Consider the following 17,686-nt stretch of genomic DNA (forward strand, 5'->3'; position numbering starts at 1 on the left):
ACTGCTGTCACAAGCGGGAGAGTAGGAAGGTGCCACCTGATGTCATTGAGCGAGTGAGAGCTCACCCTAGCGGGTGGGCTCTTCTCGTTTATAGGGGAGTAGATGAGCTGAATTATTGATTAGCTCTGGAATGAATGTTATTCGAATAACGTGGCCCAGTACTCTTCTATTTGCATCAAAGCCTCATCTATTGAATTTGCGACTAAAAGCAATGCTCTGTTCTCAGCTTTTAGGAAGCCATCTATGACCATGCGATCTAACTGCTGTAAGATAAGGTCGTAAAAGCCATTTATATTGATAATAGCAATCGGTCCATTGTATAATTTGAGTTGACGCCAAGCAAGTATCTCGAATAACTCATCTAACGTTCCATAACCGCCTGGTAAGGCAATAACTCCTTTAGCCAACTGAACCATTTTGAACTTTCGTTCGTGCATGGTTTCAACAAAATGCAATTCGGTAAGCGTATTATGAGCGACTTCTAGATCAGCTAGAAAGTTTGGAATTACGCCTGTTACTTCACCGCCATACTGTAATACAGCGTCGGCGACGACACCCATCAGGCCAAAACCGCCACCTCCATAAATCAATCGAATATTTCTACTGGCCATTTTTTGGCCAAGTTCGAAGGCAATTTCTTTATAAACTGGGTCATTTCCTGGGCTTGATGCGCAGTAGACAACAATACTTTGAGTAGCCACTATTGAACAGTATTTATAATTAGTTAATAAATTGGTTAGTAAAGGCGCTAATGTTTAAATCGCCGAATGTACCCGGGCTCATAAATAGAAAAATCTCCGCGTTATTACGTTGTTGGTTAAGATGAGACTGGAGTTCATCAGTTTTTGAAAAGACGTTCAGTTGCGGGTTATCAAAAGCAGCTCGAATCTCATCTGTTATACTATGTTGAGCGTTCTGGACTAATGCTGTTCGAGGATTAAAATAAACAACTCCTATATCAGCGCTGTCTAAACACCCTTTATACTGCTCTAGAAACGGTTTTGTAAGACGGCTATATTCCTGAAGTTCTACAGCCGCTAATAGTTTGCGGTTTGGAAATTGACGCTTTACTGCTTCTGTAGTGGCTTCAACTTGTGAAGGTGCATGAGCAAAGTCCCAGAATAGGATGCGATTTTCTCTTCCGGCAATTCTCTCCAATCGCCGGGCTACTCCAGAAAAACTTGGTATAGCTTGGTAGAATTGCTCTTCAGTTATACCGATGCGGTCGCATATGGTCATTGCTCCCGCTACGTTCTTCATATTATGCTCACCAAAGATTGGTACTGGTATTTTTTTGCCTTGCTTGGTTACCAAATACGTTTGTTCCCCGATGATTTGACTTGGATGAGCCTCATACGGAATTTTAGTTATGTCAGTACGCTCTTTCTGGCCGATAACATCCAGCATATTGTCAGTTTCGTCGAAAACCAGAATTCCTGCTTTGGGCATTGCCTCAGCTAATGATTCAAACTGGTCGACATATTCATCCCAGGTTGGATAAATATTGACATGATCCCACGCAATGCCGCTAATAAGGGCGATATGAGGATGGTAATGCAGGAATTTAGGGCGATTATCGATCGGCGATGATGCGTATTCGTCACCTTCTATGATAATTATCGGTGCTTCGTCCGTTAAGTGCACCATTGTATCAAAGCCACTCAATTTTTCGCCGATAAGATAATCGAATTGGCGATTATGGTATTTCAATACGTGCAAGATCAGGGAAGTAATAGTTGTTTTTCCATGACTTCCCGCAATAACGATACGTTGCTTCTGCTGGCTTTGTTGATAAATGTATTCCGGATACGAGAAAATCGGTAGCCCCAACTCTTGCGCCCGAACAAGCTCTGGATTGTCTTTTCGGGCATGCATGCCTACGATAACCGCATCTAAACCTGAATGAATTTTTTCAGGAAACCAGCCCATGTTATCGGGAAGGAGACCATGCTCATTTAAACGGGTTCGTGAGGGTTCGTATATTTCATCATCAGAACCGGTAATCGTATATCCTTGACGTTGAAGCTCCAGGGCTAGATCGTGCATAACACTACCGCCGATGGAAATGAAGTGGATGGACTGGGGCATTCGTTGTATTGACATCTATTCGAATTGTAAAAGTACAGCTTCTTTTCGGTTTGGCAGACGAACCTGATTTCATGGTCTTACCTCCACAGATTGGCCGTGTTAAATTTGTGAAATAGCCGAATCAAACTCCCCCCTTTTTCGTTAACTATTTTGCGGATAAACTAGACTTGGAAAGACCAAATTTAAACGTCAAATTCGCGCCTATTTTATAAAAATCACTGACCGCAATGGCCGGTAAAGTAAACCGGAGCGGACCGCCTATCTTATGCATAAAACCTAGGGATGAAGACATATTATGACCTCATTGACCAGACGTTTGAGTTTCCAACCCGGGAGTTCAACGTAGAGAACAACGAATTGATGTTCAATAATGTCCCGTTAATGGACATTGTCAAACAATACGGTACACCCTTAAAGCTAACGTACTTACCTAAAATTACGGAGCATATTGAACACGCTAAGCTGCTGTTCAAGAATGCCATGAAGCGCTATAATTACAAGGGCAACTATACGTATTGTTACTGCACGAAGTCATCTCATTTCCGGTTTGTGCTTGAAGAAGCGCTTAAGAATAATATTCACCTCGAAACATCTTCAGCCTACGACATCCCTATTTTGCGGGAGTTGTATAAATTGGGTAAGATTTCGAAGAGTACGTATATCATCTGCAATGGCTATAAGCGCCCGCTGTATACGCAGTACATCAGTGAGTTGATCAATGATGGATATACGAATTGCATTCCTGTGCTTGACAACCTCAAGGAGATTGAAGCGTACGAGAATTCAATTACGGCGGATACCGTAAATTTTGGCATTCGAATTGCAACGGATGAAGAGCCAAACTTCGCGTTCTATACGTCGCGGCTGGGCATTCGTTATAGTGATGTCAATGAGTTATACCGGAGTAAGATTGCGACTAATGAGAAGTTCAAGTTGAAAATGCTGCACTTCTTCATTAACACTGGGATCAAAGACAGCGCGTATTACTGGAGTGAATTAAGCCGGTTCATGTATAAATACTGTGAATTGCGGAAGATGTGTCCGGATCTGGATTCCATCGACATTGGCGGTGGATTGCCTATCCAGACCTCGTTCCAGTTTACGTACGATTACCAGGCCATGGTCGATCAGATTGTGGAAAGTATACAGTGGATCTGTAACAAAAATAACGTACCAGTGCCGCATATCTTTACCGAGTTTGGTTCGTATACGGTTGGTGAAAGTGGGGCTGTTATCTATAAAGTGATTGACCAAAAGCTGCAAAACGATAAGGAGCTTTGGTACATGATCGATGGCTCGTTTATAACACAGATTCCGGATTCGTGGGGGATGGGTCAGAAATACATCATGTTGTCGGTCAACAACTGGGATAACCCTTACCAGAAAGTAAACCTGGGTGGGTTAACCTGCGACTCGCATGATTTTTATAATACTGAAGCGCACAGTGCGGATTTGTACCTGCCGATTTTCGATCAGGATTCCGAAGATCAGTACATTGGTTTATTCCACACAGGGGCGTATCAGGAATCGTTGGGCGGTTACGGAGGAATACAGCATTGCTTGATTCCAGCCCCGCAGCACGTTATTGTAGATAAGGACGAAGAAGGCAACCTGCGCACCCGATTGTTTGCACCTGAGCAGAACAGCGAGGTGATGCTCAAAATTCTTGGCTATGGCGGTGCTGAGCCTGGCATGACAGAGTTAGAAGCAACCGAAGCGGCTGAAGAGCGCGAGGAGGAAGCCGAGTTGCTAAAAGAAGAGAATTAAAGCGCTATGTTTTCGGTGGTGAGCGTGTTTACGACGAAGCGATTAAGCACGCTCACACTGTTTTATTAAATGGGTATAATGAACTGATTACTATACTCGTTTACTTAGTAGTCTGACGCGATTACGAACGCAAACAGAAGAATAAATTCATGAAAAAGTTACTGATTATTGGTACTGTGCTGGCGACGTTATCGCTGGGATCATGCGCCCGAAGAGCAAATTGCCCGGCCTATGGGAGCGTACAAAAACCTGCTCCGGCGCAGGTACGCGTATAGGAAAAGACATTTTATGAATCACCCGAAACACCGGTACGTCTGTTTCGGGTGATTTGTTTTTATACAGATTCCAGCACAAATCGTGACGCTTCGAGTAAGTTGGGCGCACAACCATCACATTCGGGGCCGAGTGCATCTTCATCGGTTATGCGAACCGTTCGAACGCCCACCCGTCGACCGGCCTGCATGTCACGTAGCGCATCGCCGATCATCCAGGACTTATTGGGTATAATCTTATACTTAGCCATCGCTTTTTCCAGCAGAAGCGAACCCGGCTTGCGCGTCAGAGATTCACTGTCGTAGTTTGGGTGATGAGGACTGTAATAGATGTCATCAATAAGATGCCCGCACTGTTCCTGTAGGTAATTATAACAGGCCATTACGTCATCGCGCGTGTACAACCCCTTAGCTATACCGGCTTGATTCGTGACTACGATCAATAAATAACCCGCTTCTTTTAACAAACGTAATGCCTCCGGAACTCCGTCGGGAATGATAAAGTCTTCAATCCGGTAGACATAATCCGTCCTATCTTCATTCAAGACGCCATCTCGGTCCAGAAAAATGCATTTATTCATTGATGGAATCAGGGCTGATAATAAGGCAATAATACGCTTATTCTATTATTTATTTGAAATTTTTCAGTATTAATGTATGTTAAATTTACAGAATGGGAACAAAAAGGGCCTTACGACAAGGCCCTTTTTGTTTTTATACCCGCTGTCTGATTACACTACTAGATCTCGTAATCGCTGTTCTAGAGCCTGAATCTTTGCTTCTGCATCCGCCAACTTCTGGCGTTCACGGTCAACTACTTCAGGCTTGGCATTGGCGACAAACTTTTCGTTTGACAGCTTTTTAAGGGTAGAATCCCGGAACCCAATATTATAATCTAATTCTTTACGGGTATTAGTAATTTCCTGTTCAATATCAATCTCGCCAAGTATGTTGACAAACAACTCATCACCTTTAATCAGAAAGGATAAGCCCTCCGCTTTTTCGTCGACGTAGCTGATGGCAGATACGTTAGCTATTTTGCAAATCAACTGCTCTAACGGTTGAAAGCGTTCGGACGAGGTCGTCTTTATGGCCAACGGCAACTGCGTCTTGGGCGAGATCTGCTTGGCGTTACGTATGTTTCGCACGTTTGTGACAATATCGAACAATACGTCGAAGTCTGCTAAAATTTGCGTATCGACAATGTCAGGTTGCGGGAACGGAGCAACGCAGACACTCGAACCTGCTTGCCTTTCGCGAATCTCCTGCCAAATCTCTTCAGTAATAAACGGCATGAATGGATGCGCTAAGCACATCAACCGCTCGAAGAGATTTATGGTAGCCTCATACGTAGCACGGTCGATAGGTTGAGAAGCTGCTTTTTCCGCGTCATAGGCAGGCTTAATCAACTCAAGGTACTGAGAGCAGAAATCATCCCAGATAAGCTTGTAGATCGCTTGTAAAGCCTCCGAAATGCGAAACTTACCGAAGAGGTCTTCTATCTCGATCAGCGTTGTGCTGAGCTTCGATTCAAACCAGCTTATGGCTAATGCATTGCTTCCGGCTTCAGCCTGGTCGCTAACTGTCCAGCCTTTCACTAACCGGAACGCGTTCCAGATCTTATTGCTGAAGTTACGACCCTGCTCAACCAGCTTTTCATCGAATAGTAGGTCGTTACCGGCCGCCGAACTGAACAACATACCCGTTCGGACACCGTCGGCACCGTACTGGTCGATCAGATCAAGGGGGTCAGGCGAATTACCTAATTGCTTCGACATCTTCCGGCCCAGCTTATCGCGAACCATACCTGTGAAGTATACGTCCTTAAACGGACGCTCCTCTTTATATTCATAGCCAGCGATAATCATCCGGGCGACCCAGAAGAAAATGATATCGAACCCCGTTACCAGCGTGTTGGTCGGATAATAATAATCAACATCGTCTGGTCCAGCTTTTGGGTCATTAGGATTGCCAGAAGGCTTGAAGACCGACATTGGCCAAAGCCACGACGAGAACCACGTATCCAGTACGTCTTCATCCTGCGTCAAGTCGGCTTCTGTCATGGCAAAAAGCAGCCGCTCGTGCTGTACTTTTTCCAGTGCCTCGTGCTTATTACGCGCCACTACGTACGTTCCGTCCTGAAGATAGAAAGCCGGAATGCGCTGGCCCCACCAGAGTTGACGGCTGATACACCAGTCGTGCGGATTTTCCATCCAGGACCGGTACATATTCTTGAACTTGGCCGGATGCAGCTGAACCGTGTCGTTCATTACGTTCTCGAACGCAGGCTTCGACAGTTCATCCATTTTCAGGAACCACTGCAACGACAATTTCGGCTCAATAACGGCTCCTGTCCGCTCTGAAGTACCGACATTGGATTTATAGTCTTCCGTTTTAACCAGATTACCTGATTTTTCGAGTAGCTTGATAATGGCTTTCCGGGCCGCAAAACGGTCCTGACCGACTAATATCTGCGCTTTTTCGTTAAGCGTACCGTCGTCGTTCAGAATGTCCAGAACGGGGAGATTGTGTTTAATGCCTAACGCATAGTCATTCGGATCGTGCGCGGGTGTAACCTTTAACCCACCCGTACCGAAGTCCATCGTTACGTATTCGTCGGTGATGATGGGGATCTCGCGGTTAATGAGCGGGATGATCGCTTTTTTACCGTGCAGATGCTTGTACCGCTCATCGTTCGGATTAACAGCAATGGCTGCATCGGCCATAATCGTTTCTGGACGTACCGTAGCGATGGTAATGTATTCACTGGCCTGTCCAGCAATCGCGTACTGGATATAGACTAGTTTCTGCTGAACTTCTTTGGTAATTACCTCCTCATCCGATACGGCAGTGAGACCTTGTGGGTCCCAGTTAACCATCCGGACTCCCCGATAAATCTGCCCTTTTTCATATAGGTCAACGAATACGTCGATCACCGAATCATAGAGCGCTGGCTCCATGGTGAAGCGGGTCCGATCCCAATCGCAGGAAGCGCCTAGCTTGCGAAGCTGCGAAAGAATAATGCCCCCATATTTATGCGTCCATTCCCAGGCGTATTCCAAAAACTGCTCCCGCGTCAGGTCATGCTTGCTAATGCCCTGTTCTTTCAACATGGCCACTACTTTGGCTTCGGTAGCGATGCTGGCATGATCCGTGCCGGGCACCCAGCACGCGTTCTTGCCTTCCATCCGGGCTTTGCGAATGAGCACGTCCTGGATGGTATTATTGAGCATGTGCCCCATGTGCAGCACCCCCGTTACGTTCGGTGGAGGGATAACGATGGTGTATGGCTCACGCTCATCGGGTGTCGATTTAAAAAGTTGGTTATCAAGCCAATATTGATACCACTTTTCTTCAATGTCTTTCGGGTTGTATGTTTTTGAAATCATAAAGCAGTTAGAATCAGGCCTTCTTTATGTCAGATTCTAAAATTGAACTGACAAAAGAGTCTGTATTACAGAAGGAAACGTAAAATTAGCTAAATTGAGTAGGCCGAAAAAACGAAAGCCAGTCTTTAGCCGTTTTACCGTTACACTTCATTGAGACGTTTATGGAATTCGGAAAAATACATAATCTCGACGCTATAAATCTGAACCTGCCACCTGGTCACGCCGTCAACGCCCGGATATGGGCGAATGTAGAGCCAACGGCGCGGCCTGGTGTTTTCATTGGTGGTCCAATTTGGGCGAACAAAGATTACGTTGGTAAAGTGTATCCGTCTAACGCGAAAGAGCGCGATTTTTTACACTACTATACCCGGCAGTTTAACACGATTGAGCTAAACACTACCCACTATCAAATTCCGACGCTCGGAATGATTGAGAAGTGGAAAACGGAAGCTACGCCGGGCTTTACGTATTGTCCGAAGTTTCCGCAGGTAATCAGCCATGAACGGCAGCTCGTAGCCACTGAAAGCTTAACGGAGGAGTTTGTAAACGCTATTCTCAGCTTAGAGGAACACCTGGGAATGTCGTTTCTGCAACTGCCTCCGTCGTTCGGTCCCGAAAAATGGCCGGTCCTGGAAGCTTACCTCAAAATGTTGCCCGATGAGTTGGACGTAGCCGTTGAGTTTCGCCATCCTGACTGGTTCAGTAAAACCATCCGCGACGGCGGAACAGTTTGGCAGCAGACGCTCGAACGGCTCAATACGTTGCACCGGCACGTAGTAATCACCGACGTAGCGGGCCGACGCGATGTATTGCATATGGGCCTGAGCAGCCCGGTTCTGACGTTACGGTTCATTGCCAACGATGGCCACTCGACCGACTATAGCCGTACTGATGCCTGGATTCAACGTCTGAAAACCTGGTTTGAGAAAGGATTACAAACAGCGTATTTGTTTATCCACGGTGGAGCCGAGAATGACACGGCACCCGAGTTGATTTTATATTGGGTGAAGGAATTGAATAAACATTGCGGCTTAAATCTTCGCGAACCCGTTCTGCAACCCAAAGTGGTGCAGGGGAGTTTGTTTTGATATACTAAGCCTTATATTGCTGATATGAACTACAAAGATCGAATCATTTCTGACCATCGAATTATGTTGGGTAAGCCTGTAATTAAGGGTACCCGCATTACTGTTGAAGTGGTGTTACGTAAATTGTCAGAAGGCGCTACAACGCCAGATCTATTGATAATGTACCCCAATTTACAAGAAGCGGATGTATTGGCGGCTTTGAACTATGCGTCTGAGCTCGTATCAAATGAAGAGGTTATAATGCTGAATGCTACATGATCATAGCGGATGAGAATATAGATCATAGTTTGATTAATGCTGTTCGAGAATTAGGAATAGATGTTTATTCAATAAATGAATCAAACGGAGGTATCCGAGACGAGGAAGTAATTGATCTGTCACGTAACCCACCCCGTATTATTTTAACAGAAGATAAAGATTTTGGTGAGTGGGTTTTTGCCCATCATGTACGTGGTATTAGCGTTTTGTTTCTTCGCTATCATTTCAAAGAAACTGCCGCTATGAAGCAAATTCTTATCAAGCTGTTGTCCGAGCGGTTAACAGACCTAGTAGGGTGTTTCACGACTGTAACAATTCACAAAATCAGGATTCGGCGAATAGATTAGTAACCAGTTGTGCAACCCAGAGTGGTACAGGGTAGTTTGTTTTGATATCCAGCCGGAAGCGCTTATTTTTGTTCTATGATTAATCAGATCACAACGTATCGGCATCATCATTCTGAGCGGTAGCGCGGCAGAACAGTATGCTCGTTATTGTGAGTTAAAAGAGATTTTCCTCATTATCACACTATACAAAGCCCGGTTCTGTTGATGAGCCGGGCTTTCGCTTTATGAAAACTGTAATTGTTAAATACAACGCGGGTAATGTTCAGTCAGTCATGTATGCCTTAGATCGTTTAGGCGCTAGTTATCTGCTTACCGACGACGAGGCTGAGATTCGATCCGCTGATAAGGTTATCTTTCCGGGCGTAGGGGAGGCCAGTACCGCCATGGCTTATTTGCGGCAGCGTGGCTTAGATCAACTCATTCCATCACTGAAGCAGCCGGTGTTAGGCACCTGCGTGGGTATGCAGTTGATGTGCCGCTATTCTGAGGAAAACGATACAACTTGTATGGGTATTTTTGACATTGATGTTCGGCGTTTCCCAGCTGAATCCGGTTATAAAGTGCCTCACACGGGTTGGAATAGTATTCACTCGTTGCAGGGTCCACTGACAGAAGGGTTACCGGAAAATGCGTATGTGTATTTCGTGCACAGCTACGCGGCTGATGTCTGCCCAGCAACGACGGCTGTTTGTGATTACGTTCGGCCGTTCAGTGCGATGCTACACCGCGATAATTTCTACGCAGCTCAGTTTCACGCCGAAATCAGCGGCAACATCGGGCAGCGGATACTTGAGAATTTTTTAAAGTTGTAATAACAGACGGTTCGCCGTTACGGTGAAAGTCAACTTTATTAACTCATAAAGCGGGTTTCCACCCGCGTTACGTATATGTACATCATTCCCGCTATTGACTTAATTGACGGTAAAGCTGTTCGGCTAACCCAGGGCGACTACCGCCAGAAGAAAGAATACAACGCCCGTCCGCTCGAAGTAGCGCAACAATTTGAAGACGCTGGCCTGACGCGTTTGCACCTGGTAGACCTTGATGGTGCTAAGGAGAAACGGGTTATTAACTGGAAGGTATTAGAACTGATCGCATCAAAAACGAACCTACATATCGATTTTGGCGGAGGGGTTCAATCTGACGATGACCTACGGGTAGTGTTTGAATGTGGCGCAAAGCAAGTGACAGGTGGTAGCATTGCCGTTAAGCAGCCTGACGTGATGGAGCGGTGGGTGTCCCGACATGGTTCGGAAGCCATAATTTTAGGAGCCGACGCCAAAAACGAAAAGATTGCAGTTAGCGGCTGGGAGGAAGGGACAGATGTGTGGGTGTACGACTTTGTTGAGAAGTGGATTGAAAAAGGTATTAAATACGTAATCAGCACCGACGTAGCTAAAGACGGGTTGTTGCAGGGACCATCGTTCGACCTGTACCGCAATCTTCAGGATCAGTTTCCTAACTTAAATATTATTGCCAGCGGAGGAGTCAGTGGTATGCAGGATATTGAGACGCTGGCCGACATGGGTTTGTTCGGCGTTATCGTCGGTAAAGCGATTTATGAGGGGCGGGTAACCCTGAAAGAGCTAAGTCTTTTTTCTACTCAATAACTAAACTTGTTATGAGTCGCCTTTTCGTTCTATTCCTGACTTTATTGGTATCGACCTGCTGTCTGGGCGCTTCGCTTGATTCAACCCAGCAGCGCCGTTTTCAAAGACTGTCGGATGAGATGCGACTCAAAAAGCCAACGTTAAAAGAGAACGATTATGAAGTGCGTATCTGGAACAAACAGTCATTGGCGTACGGAGACGCGCAGACGCTTTACCGGCTGGTCAAACGACAGGAGAAACTAACCGTTTCTAAGTATAGTATTTCGTGGAATAAATACGAGTTCAAACAGGCGACGGAGCGTAAGTCCGTAAGACCCGCTACAATGGAACTTTGGCAAAGACTTGTAGAGCATGATATGTTGACGTTGCCAGATATGGCAGCACTGCACGATCAGCTGTTTCCAAGACCTCAACCAGATTCCGCCTGGAATGTGATTGAAGCGGACGGTACGGTTAGCGTAAAGGCAAAAATCCGAAGGAGTAAACAAGTAATTATAGGAGACGGCGAGGGGTATTATTTTCAGGTGTTTGGACAAAATAGCTACCATGATTATGAATACGGCAATCCATACATCTATATCAAATACAAACCTGAAATTGTGGAGTTAAGCAAGGTTGTCGCTATTCTCAATGATATAGCCCAGCTTTTTACTCGGCAAAAGTGATTAAGAGATTATAGCAGGAAGGTTACGTAACGTCACATGGGTTGTGTGAATTCTTCGCTTCAAACGTAGCCGGGCTCGATTTACTGTAAATCGAGCCCGGCTACGTTTTTATAAACGTTAACTAAAAAATAAGCAGTTTCTTACGTCGATACAGGTTTGGCAGATCGCTTTCAAACAAGGTGTATGGGTCCTGATAAAACCGCATAAAATCCGGGACGCTGGCCTGTCCTGGGTAGGGTGCGTAATAGTGCGTTGGGCTACGTACATCATTCCGCCAGACCAGTACGTATGCCAGTTGTATCTTTTCGGTTTTCAGGGCTTTTAGCAACGTATTTGTCCACCAGGTCGTATCTGGAATTGATTCAAGGCCCGTTTCGGTGAAGGCCGCCAGTTTTCGGGATTTCCGTGCATAGTCCGAAACGATCTTGAGCTTAGCGACACCCGCTGTCAGATCATAGCGGCCATTACGGCCAAAATCAGCGTAATTGTCGACGCCGACCATGTCTACCCATTCATCACCGGGATAACGATCCAGATAATCGGCTTCGGTTTTGAAGAGACAGTCGGGCGAAAAGGCATAAATGAAATTATGTACCTGTAAACTATCCCGTAAATAAGAAACGGTGAACCGCCAGAGCGAAACGAATTCATCGCGGCTGCAATGCGGTTTGCCCCACCAGAACCAGCCACCGTCGAACTCATGATACGGTCGAAACACCATTGGTACTAACTTACCATCTTTGCCTTTTACGGACGTAGCCAGACTTGCCAGCGTTTGCAGTATCGCTTTGTACTGCTGGTGATGAGAACCGCCGGGAATAAGGTTCGATACGGCCGGAGCAGATACCGAATCTTTCCAGTAAAAACCGGTTTGTGGCGTTACCGGATTTGAAAAGTGCCAGGCTACGGTCGTTACGCCACCCCGATCGTACGTATCGGCAATCTGTTTACGTAACGATTCTTTCGTACGCTCGATGACTTCGGGTGGTCGACCTGATAAGCCGCTAAAATCTACCCCTATAACGGCCGGATGCGATCCGCTTACCGATTTCACATCGGAGCGGTCAGCATCGCCACTCCAGCCGTGGCCGTACTCAGTGGCATGCTGATGCCCGAAAAGGATGTGTTTGCGAGCTAGTTTATTTAGATTTTGATAAAGCGCTTTGGTTTCTTTAGTGGCTTTGGCGTCAATCAATTTAGGCTTTGGCGCTGCATGTCCCACTTGCACAGCCGACAAGTTCAGCAGCAGACTCGCGGACACGAGAGCCGAAAAACAGGTATTCATTACAGATGATTTAACTAGGTATTGAGGCTATTGAAACTTCGCATTTCGGGTAACGGCAGGCCATGAATCCGTTCGGAACGGGCTGGCGGGAAAGCCTTCTGAGTTGGACAGGTTGGCATCTTCGGGGGCATCTGCCCAGGCGTAGCGTACGGCTACTGGTTTCGGTACGTCGGGGTGAGATACCACGACGCGATTGCCTTGAATGGTGGCCTGAGCATAATGAAAGACTTTGTCTTCGCCCGCAATTTCGAATCCCTTCAGGTAGCCGTATTTATCCTTCACAGTTAATCCGTTGGCAACGTGTTTAAACGTAACAATGGCGCGTCCTCCGTCAAACTGAACCGATTCATAGAGCGGTGAGCTGTGATTTATGTTCTGCCCGTAGTCTAGTTTCAGGGCATTAACTGCCAGTCGGTGGCCAACATCCTGCTTGTTTGTCGGGTGAATATCCTTGGGGTTACCAACATCAATCGTTACGGCCATAGCTGTTTTAGGCAGACTGAGGGTCATCGTTTGGGCTTCCCGTAATTCAGCCCATCCGCTTCCCTGGTTGCTGCTTTGGTTCGCACCGAAACTGGACAGTTGCACAAAGTAGAATGGAAATTCACGATTCCACTTCTGACGCCAGTCGTTTATCAGCAAGGGAAATGTTTGCCGATATTGGTAGGAGCGGCCCGCGTTAGTTTCGCCCTGATACCAAAGCACACCACGCATCGCAAACGGCACAAGCGGAGCAATCATGGCGTTGTAAATGCTAACGCCCACATTGTTCATGAAGCGCGTGTACTCATGCTTCTCCGCGAAAGCTGGCATCATCTGCCAATCGCCAGCCAGGCTAATCCGCTGCGATTTATCCGCTACGTACAGATCGTTAGCGGAACCCATCAGACCTAAACCATACCAGGATGGATTGATCATATTGCCCATTTTGACGATGAGTCGATTCTGCCCTGCTTTCCAGGTATTCGCTGGTACGTCGATCTTTCGTACGCCTTTCATCGTGCCTTCGAACACTAACTTTCCGTTGATGTAAACTTGATTAGGGCTATCATTCTCGGCTAAGCTTAATGTTGTCTGACCGGCAACCATATCCCCCGGAATCTCAACGAGCCTGATTATATAACCTTGTCCCCGAAACCCGTGCATGTCTTTCCAGTCCCACTGACCAAACGGATCGGCTTTTTTCCAAGTGGAGAAATCGTAATTAGCGTCCAGGTATTTCCGCTCGTCAGCGGGCGTAGGATTCAGGGTAGTCGTGCCTAGTAACTCTTTGCGAAGATTGGCATCAACAAGACTATCGGCCTGCTGCCAGGTAGTTGGAAGATGTTGTGCATAAGTCCTAAGTTCATCGTTGCTCAACATGCCTTCTTTGCTGATCCAGCCTTCTACCTGCGAACCGCCCCAGGATGAATGAACAAGCCCAATCGGAATATTCAGCTTCTGAGTCAGTTCACGGGCGAAGAAAAAGCCGATAGCCGTAAAGTCGCCGACGGTTTCGGGCGAGCATACGTTCCAGTCGGCGGTTTTCAGGTCTGCTTGTGGCGTAAGCGCTAGTTCGTGTTCAACCCGGATATGCCGAATTTGTGAAAAGCTGGCGTTCTGCTTTTCTGCCTGAAAATTGTCGGCTTGCTTCACGGGCCATTCCATGTTCGACTGACCCGAGCAAAGCCATACTTCGCCAATCAATACGTCGTTGACGTCCGCTCCTCCCGATTTGGCCCGAACGGTTAGTCGATGAGGTCCACCCGCTTCGAGGGGCGAAAACCGAACCATCCATTTGCCATTGGCATCAGCTTTCGCCTGTTGCGTTTGCCCAGCCAATGACACCCGAACGGATTCTTTAGGTTTAGCCCACCCCCAGACTGGAATCGGCTGCTGGCGCTGCAAGACAACATGATCCGAGAAAATACGGGCAAATCGAAGCTGACCAACGGCTACTGAACTAATGAGAAAGAACGCAAAAACAAAAAACCGCTTCATGAAAGAAATTAGTCGGACTAAGTAAGCTATTGGTACTGCGAAAAGGGGTAAGGAGGTCAGTATAAGGTACTATTTGCCCGCAGCCGGAATTTCGGTTAATACCATTGAGTTACTGATAAAGGCAAGTCGTTTGCCATCGGGCGACCAGGACGGGGTATTGATGGTACCCTGACCACCGTAGATATAAGCAATCACCTTAGGCGGCTGATCACCCGAAATGGGCATTAACCGCAGGTACACATGCTTGTAGAAGGGGTGGTCGTCGGGCTTAACCTCTTCTTTTAAGAATGACAGGAACACAATCCATTTGCCATCGGGCGATATATGCGGGAACCAGTCGTGAAATTCGCCGTTAGTCACGGCTTCCTGCTCACTGCCATCGGCTTTCATCCGCCAGAGTTGCATGGTGCCGGTACGGGCCGAGTTAAAGTAGATGTACTTGCCGTCAGGAGTATATTCCGGACCGTCGTCGAGGCCTTTTGCATCCGTTAGGCGAACCTCCGGCCCACCCGCTGAGGGTACTGTGTAGATATCGTATTCGTTGTTACGTGCTCCAGTAAATACCAGCGTTTTTCGATCGGGTGACCAGCCGTGCAGGTACGACGGGCCTTTCGGGGTGATCTGCTTTGGATTTCCGCCACTGATGGGAACCGTGTAAATAATGGAGCCGCCTAGTTCCCGCACGCCACTACTTAACCCCAGCATTTTTCCGTCGAACGACAGGACGTGGTCGTTGTTATTGTTCTTCACCTCGCCGGTGTTCAACACGTTGGCCTGACGGCTTTTCAAGTCAAACGTGTACATCAGGCCATCGCCGTTGTAAAGCAGTGTTTTGCCGTTGGGTGTCCAGTTAGGAGCCTGAATTGATTTTGGCGACGTATGGATAATCTGCCGGTCGCCCGTTGTTACGTCCAATATCTCCAAGCTGCTGGCCAGATACTCCCGATACGGCACTAAGGTTTCAGGAGCTGGAACACTAATGCGTACGTCTTTGAAGATACCCCGCTCTACTACGTCCTTGTTGTGTGAGCCGACGAATAAGCCAACGTATACCTCATCACCCAGTGGTAAATCTGTCACCTGCTCGGTTACGAACGGCTGCCCAAACTTGGCCACCCGCATTGTATACGTATTGCCTTTGCGTTCGAGTTGAATAACATCGGCACCTGTTAGCTTCGAGCGGATTTCTTCTGTGTTAGCCCCTGTTGTCCGTCTGAATTGTAGTGATGTCAGGCCGTCGCCGTGTTCAACCGCGTTGATGTGTGGCGATTTACCGTCCAGGCTGCTACGTACCATCCAGCCCACTTTGCGATGAGGATCGACGCCCTGACCGACAAAGCTCGCTCGGGTATACAGGATGAAATCACCCTTCATGCGCTTCCACAGAAAATGAAATTCATCGTGGTCAAACCAGACGTTATAACCCGACCCCGATAGTTCATACTGACGAGTTTTGGAGTTATATGAAGCGGAACCCGGTTTCAAAACAGCCCCTACATCACCGTGGCCATCGAAAATGCCAACGGATTGGTTTTGTGCCAGTACAGGATTACTGAGAAGTAACGATAGGCTGGTTAATCCGGCTAGTGCCGTAAATTTTAAATTCATGTTCATGCTCTTATTGGGTTCGGTACTTTATAATTACTTGGTAGTTAAAGTGAACCGACGGATGCTTTTACTTTCTCCTCTTTCCAGCCCCTGAAGGAAGCTACATTAGCTGATCAAGTTTATTGACGCCTTTGTAGGAAGAGAATGAAGCGTACCTCACTTGGAATGGCTTGATACAACAAGAGGCAAGTTAACTTGCCTCTTGTTGTAGTAAAATTGTGCTTATTTAACCAGCATGATGTCGTCAAAATAGAACGTTTCATCCTGCTTGTCAGGTCCCTGGATTCGGAAGCCTACTTGCTTCAAGGTTTTGCCGGGTACCCAGAAATCGATGTCAGACAGTTTAAGTTTGAAGTAATTCCAAACCCCAGCTTTCACGTCGATCTTGTTTTTGTCAACGAAGTCGCCGAATCCTGCTTTGCCTGCATCGGTTGTCAAATAAAGCGAGTAATCGGCCGAGCCACCTTTGATCCAGCCCGTTACGTAGGTATAATCTGCCGAGTACTCAAGGGCAGTCGCTGACCAGTTAGCCAGGCCAATCAAGTGCCAGTTGCCTTTCTGATACGTTTTGCCTACCGAAGCGGTGCCGGTTTTAAACTCTTTAGTCGATACAGCGCCCGCGTCTCCCCACGAATTATCCTGGAAGCCAGTTCCGTACGCGTCGGTGAAGATTGCATAGGCTTTATCCGTGTTGATAAACTCCTGCTTCGTCCGAATGCGACCGGTACCATTAGTAATTGCCAATGTACCCCGGCTTAGCGTAGTAGCTGGCATCTTAACGACCAACTGCTTCTTCTCTTTCGAGATGATTGTAGCCTCATCCGAAATGCCCTTCATCGAATCGGCTATGGCTACAGACTTCACGTCATCTAAGTTGTTACCCGTGATTGTAATCTCAGTACCATTAGTGAAGTTGTAGTTCGTTACGTCGTTTACTGTCGGGTAAGCCAGTACTTTAAACTGTACAGATACTGATTTGCCTTCACTGTTCGTGAACGTAACGTTCTGCATACCGCCCGACGCTTCGCTCGGTACGCGGAAAATCAAGGCGTTTTCGGTGTTCAGCGTAGGCTGGAAACCCGCCGGTACGTTCTGCTTTTCGAAAACAATGGTGCGTATATCACCCAAACCCGTGCCCGTCAGCGTAACAACCGAGCCGCTGGCAGCAGAATCAGGCATGATCTTCGTGGCAACTGGATTACCGGGGGCAACCTGAGGACGCCCGTCGGTATCCTTCTCGCAGGAGCTGAGAGCCAGGCCGGTCAACAACGTCAGCCCGGCTAATGGTATATATTTCTTGAAATTCATGGATCTCTTGAATTTTAGGTC

The 17,686-nt window shown here is 47.1% G+C and carries 16 protein-coding genes; 8 read left to right on the top strand and 8 right to left on the bottom strand.

Annotated elements, in window-relative coordinates; all coding sequences use genetic code 11:
• Nucleotides 1-137: 137 nt before the first annotated feature.
• Together ACYVIY_RS12345 and ACYVIY_RS12350 are read right to left on the bottom strand one after the other, a co-directional pair.
• Nucleotides 138-701, bottom strand: a complete 564-nt coding sequence (locus tag ACYVIY_RS12345; RefSeq protein ID WP_460976661.1) for an LOG family protein — start codon at nucleotides 699-701, stop codon at nucleotides 138-140.
• Between the two features lie 19 nt (nucleotides 702-720).
• Nucleotides 721-2,088 carry a UDP-N-acetylmuramate--L-alanine ligase gene (locus tag ACYVIY_RS12350; RefSeq protein WP_460976662.1) on the bottom strand — a complete coding sequence of 456 codons (1,368 nt, stop codon included), beginning with the start codon at nucleotides 2,086-2,088 and terminating at the stop codon, nucleotides 721-723.
• A 282-nt stretch (nucleotides 2,089-2,370) separates the two neighbouring features.
• Between ACYVIY_RS12350 and ACYVIY_RS12355 the strand changes: the two genes are divergently transcribed.
• Both ACYVIY_RS12355 and ACYVIY_RS12360 read left to right on the top strand, forming a co-directional pair.
• Entirely contained in the window at nucleotides 2,371-3,855 is a 1,485-nt protein-coding gene (locus ACYVIY_RS12355; protein ID WP_460976663.1) for a type III PLP-dependent enzyme domain-containing protein, read from the top strand.
• Nucleotides 3,856-4,004: 149 nt separating this feature from the next.
• Nucleotides 4,005-4,130: a hypothetical protein gene (locus tag ACYVIY_RS12360; protein WP_460976664.1), complete on the top strand. Its 126-nt coding sequence runs from the start codon at nucleotides 4,005-4,007 to the stop codon at nucleotides 4,128-4,130.
• 59 nt (nucleotides 4,131-4,189) lie between these two features.
• Here ACYVIY_RS12360 and ACYVIY_RS12365 read toward each other — a convergent pair whose 3' ends face one another.
• The gene (locus tag ACYVIY_RS12365) at nucleotides 4,190-4,708 is read right to left on the bottom strand and encodes a D-glycero-alpha-D-manno-heptose-1,7-bisphosphate 7-phosphatase (protein ID WP_460976665.1); all 519 of its coding nucleotides are present in this window, start codon (nucleotides 4,706-4,708) and stop codon (nucleotides 4,190-4,192) included.
• A 150-nt stretch (nucleotides 4,709-4,858) separates the two neighbouring features.
• Nucleotides 4,859-7,516, bottom strand: a complete 2,658-nt coding sequence (locus tag ACYVIY_RS12370; protein ID WP_460976666.1) for a valine--tRNA ligase — start codon at nucleotides 7,514-7,516, stop codon at nucleotides 4,859-4,861.
• 161 nt (nucleotides 7,517-7,677) lie between these two features.
• On the opposite strand from ACYVIY_RS12370, the gene ACYVIY_RS12375 reads away from it, so the two are divergent.
• The 6 genes from ACYVIY_RS12375 to ACYVIY_RS12400 all read left to right on the top strand — a co-directional run bounded on the left by ACYVIY_RS12375 (nucleotide 7,678) and on the right by ACYVIY_RS12400 (nucleotide 11,484).
• Complete coding sequence (locus ACYVIY_RS12375) at nucleotides 7,678-8,604, top strand: DUF72 domain-containing protein (protein ID WP_460976667.1); 927 nt, start codon at nucleotides 7,678-7,680, stop codon at nucleotides 8,602-8,604.
• Nucleotides 8,605-8,628: 24 nt separating this feature from the next.
• The gene (locus tag ACYVIY_RS12380; RefSeq protein WP_460976668.1) at nucleotides 8,629-8,862 is read left to right on the top strand and encodes a DUF433 domain-containing protein; all 234 of its coding nucleotides are present in this window, start codon (nucleotides 8,629-8,631) and stop codon (nucleotides 8,860-8,862) included.
• The gene (locus ACYVIY_RS12385) at nucleotides 8,859-9,209 is read left to right on the top strand and encodes a DUF5615 family PIN-like protein (RefSeq protein WP_460976669.1); all 351 of its coding nucleotides are present in this window, start codon (nucleotides 8,859-8,861) and stop codon (nucleotides 9,207-9,209) included. Before ACYVIY_RS12380 ends, ACYVIY_RS12385 begins: the two co-directional genes overlap by 4 nt.
• A 224-nt stretch (nucleotides 9,210-9,433) precedes the next feature.
• A complete protein-coding gene (hisH, locus tag ACYVIY_RS12390; RefSeq protein WP_460976670.1) occupies nucleotides 9,434-10,021 on the top strand; it encodes an imidazole glycerol phosphate synthase subunit HisH in 588 nt (195 codons plus the stop codon).
• Between the two features lie 75 nt (nucleotides 10,022-10,096).
• Nucleotides 10,097-10,819, top strand: a complete 723-nt coding sequence (hisA, locus tag ACYVIY_RS12395; protein WP_460976671.1) for a 1-(5-phosphoribosyl)-5-[(5-phosphoribosylamino)methylideneamino]imidazole-4-carboxamide isomerase — start codon at nucleotides 10,097-10,099, stop codon at nucleotides 10,817-10,819.
• Nucleotides 10,820-10,830: 11 nt separating this feature from the next.
• Complete coding sequence (locus ACYVIY_RS12400; protein ID WP_460976672.1) at nucleotides 10,831-11,484, top strand: hypothetical protein; 654 nt, start codon at nucleotides 10,831-10,833, stop codon at nucleotides 11,482-11,484.
• A 121-nt stretch (nucleotides 11,485-11,605) separates the two neighbouring features.
• On the opposite strand, the gene ACYVIY_RS12405 is transcribed toward ACYVIY_RS12400, so the two are convergent.
• The 4 genes from ACYVIY_RS12405 to ACYVIY_RS12420 all read right to left on the bottom strand — a co-directional run bounded on the left by ACYVIY_RS12405 (nucleotide 11,606) and on the right by ACYVIY_RS12420 (nucleotide 17,665).
• Nucleotides 11,606-12,769, bottom strand: coding sequence for a glycoside hydrolase family 26 protein (locus ACYVIY_RS12405; protein WP_460976673.1), 1,164 nt, complete (start codon nucleotides 12,767-12,769; stop codon nucleotides 11,606-11,608).
• Between the two features lie 27 nt (nucleotides 12,770-12,796).
• Nucleotides 12,797-14,749 carry a sialate O-acetylesterase gene (locus ACYVIY_RS12410; RefSeq protein WP_460976674.1) on the bottom strand — a complete coding sequence of 651 codons (1,953 nt, stop codon included), beginning with the start codon at nucleotides 14,747-14,749 and terminating at the stop codon, nucleotides 12,797-12,799.
• Between the two features lie 69 nt (nucleotides 14,750-14,818).
• The gene (locus ACYVIY_RS12415; protein WP_460976675.1) at nucleotides 14,819-16,357 is read right to left on the bottom strand and encodes a TolB family protein; all 1,539 of its coding nucleotides are present in this window, start codon (nucleotides 16,355-16,357) and stop codon (nucleotides 14,819-14,821) included.
• 222 nt (nucleotides 16,358-16,579) lie between these two features.
• Nucleotides 16,580-17,665 carry an IPT/TIG domain-containing protein gene (locus ACYVIY_RS12420; protein ID WP_460976676.1) on the bottom strand — a complete coding sequence of 362 codons (1,086 nt, stop codon included), beginning with the start codon at nucleotides 17,663-17,665 and terminating at the stop codon, nucleotides 16,580-16,582.
• Between the last annotated feature and the right edge of the window lie 21 nt (nucleotides 17,666-17,686).

The sequence above is a fragment of the Spirosoma knui genome (assembly GCF_054780635.1).

Excerpts from the sequence above, each read along its gene's own strand:
- ACYVIY_RS12350 (WP_460976662.1), bottom strand. The coding sequence starts at position 2,088 with ATGCCCCAGTCCATCCACTTCATTTCCATCGGCGGTAGTGTTATGCAC.
- ACYVIY_RS12355 (WP_460976663.1), top strand. The coding sequence starts at position 2,371 with ATGAAGACATATTATGACCTCATTGACCAGACGTTTGAGTTTCCAACC.
- ACYVIY_RS12360 (WP_460976664.1), top strand. The coding sequence starts at position 4,005 with ATGAAAAAGTTACTGATTATTGGTACTGTGCTGGCGACGTTATCGCTG.
- ACYVIY_RS12365 (WP_460976665.1), bottom strand. The coding sequence starts at position 4,708 with ATGAATAAATGCATTTTTCTGGACCGAGATGGCGTCTTGAATGAAGAT.
- ACYVIY_RS12370 (WP_460976666.1), bottom strand. The coding sequence starts at position 7,516 with ATGATTTCAAAAACATACAACCCGAAAGACATTGAAGAAAAGTGGTAT.
- ACYVIY_RS12375 (WP_460976667.1), top strand. The coding sequence starts at position 7,678 with ATGGAATTCGGAAAAATACATAATCTCGACGCTATAAATCTGAACCTG.
- ACYVIY_RS12380 (WP_460976668.1), top strand. The coding sequence starts at position 8,629 with ATGAACTACAAAGATCGAATCATTTCTGACCATCGAATTATGTTGGGT.
- ACYVIY_RS12385 (WP_460976669.1), top strand. The coding sequence starts at position 8,859 with ATGATCATAGCGGATGAGAATATAGATCATAGTTTGATTAATGCTGTT.
- hisH (WP_460976670.1), top strand. The coding sequence starts at position 9,434 with ATGAAAACTGTAATTGTTAAATACAACGCGGGTAATGTTCAGTCAGTC.
- hisA (WP_460976671.1), top strand. The coding sequence starts at position 10,097 with ATGTACATCATTCCCGCTATTGACTTAATTGACGGTAAAGCTGTTCGG.
- ACYVIY_RS12400 (WP_460976672.1), top strand. The coding sequence starts at position 10,831 with ATGAGTCGCCTTTTCGTTCTATTCCTGACTTTATTGGTATCGACCTGC.
- ACYVIY_RS12405 (WP_460976673.1), bottom strand. The coding sequence starts at position 12,769 with ATGAATACCTGTTTTTCGGCTCTCGTGTCCGCGAGTCTGCTGCTGAAC.
- ACYVIY_RS12410 (WP_460976674.1), bottom strand. The coding sequence starts at position 14,749 with ATGAAGCGGTTTTTTGTTTTTGCGTTCTTTCTCATTAGTTCAGTAGCC.
- ACYVIY_RS12415 (WP_460976675.1), bottom strand. The coding sequence starts at position 16,357 with ATGAATTTAAAATTTACGGCACTAGCCGGATTAACCAGCCTATCGTTA.
- ACYVIY_RS12420 (WP_460976676.1), bottom strand. The coding sequence starts at position 17,665 with ATGAATTTCAAGAAATATATACCATTAGCCGGGCTGACGTTGTTGACC.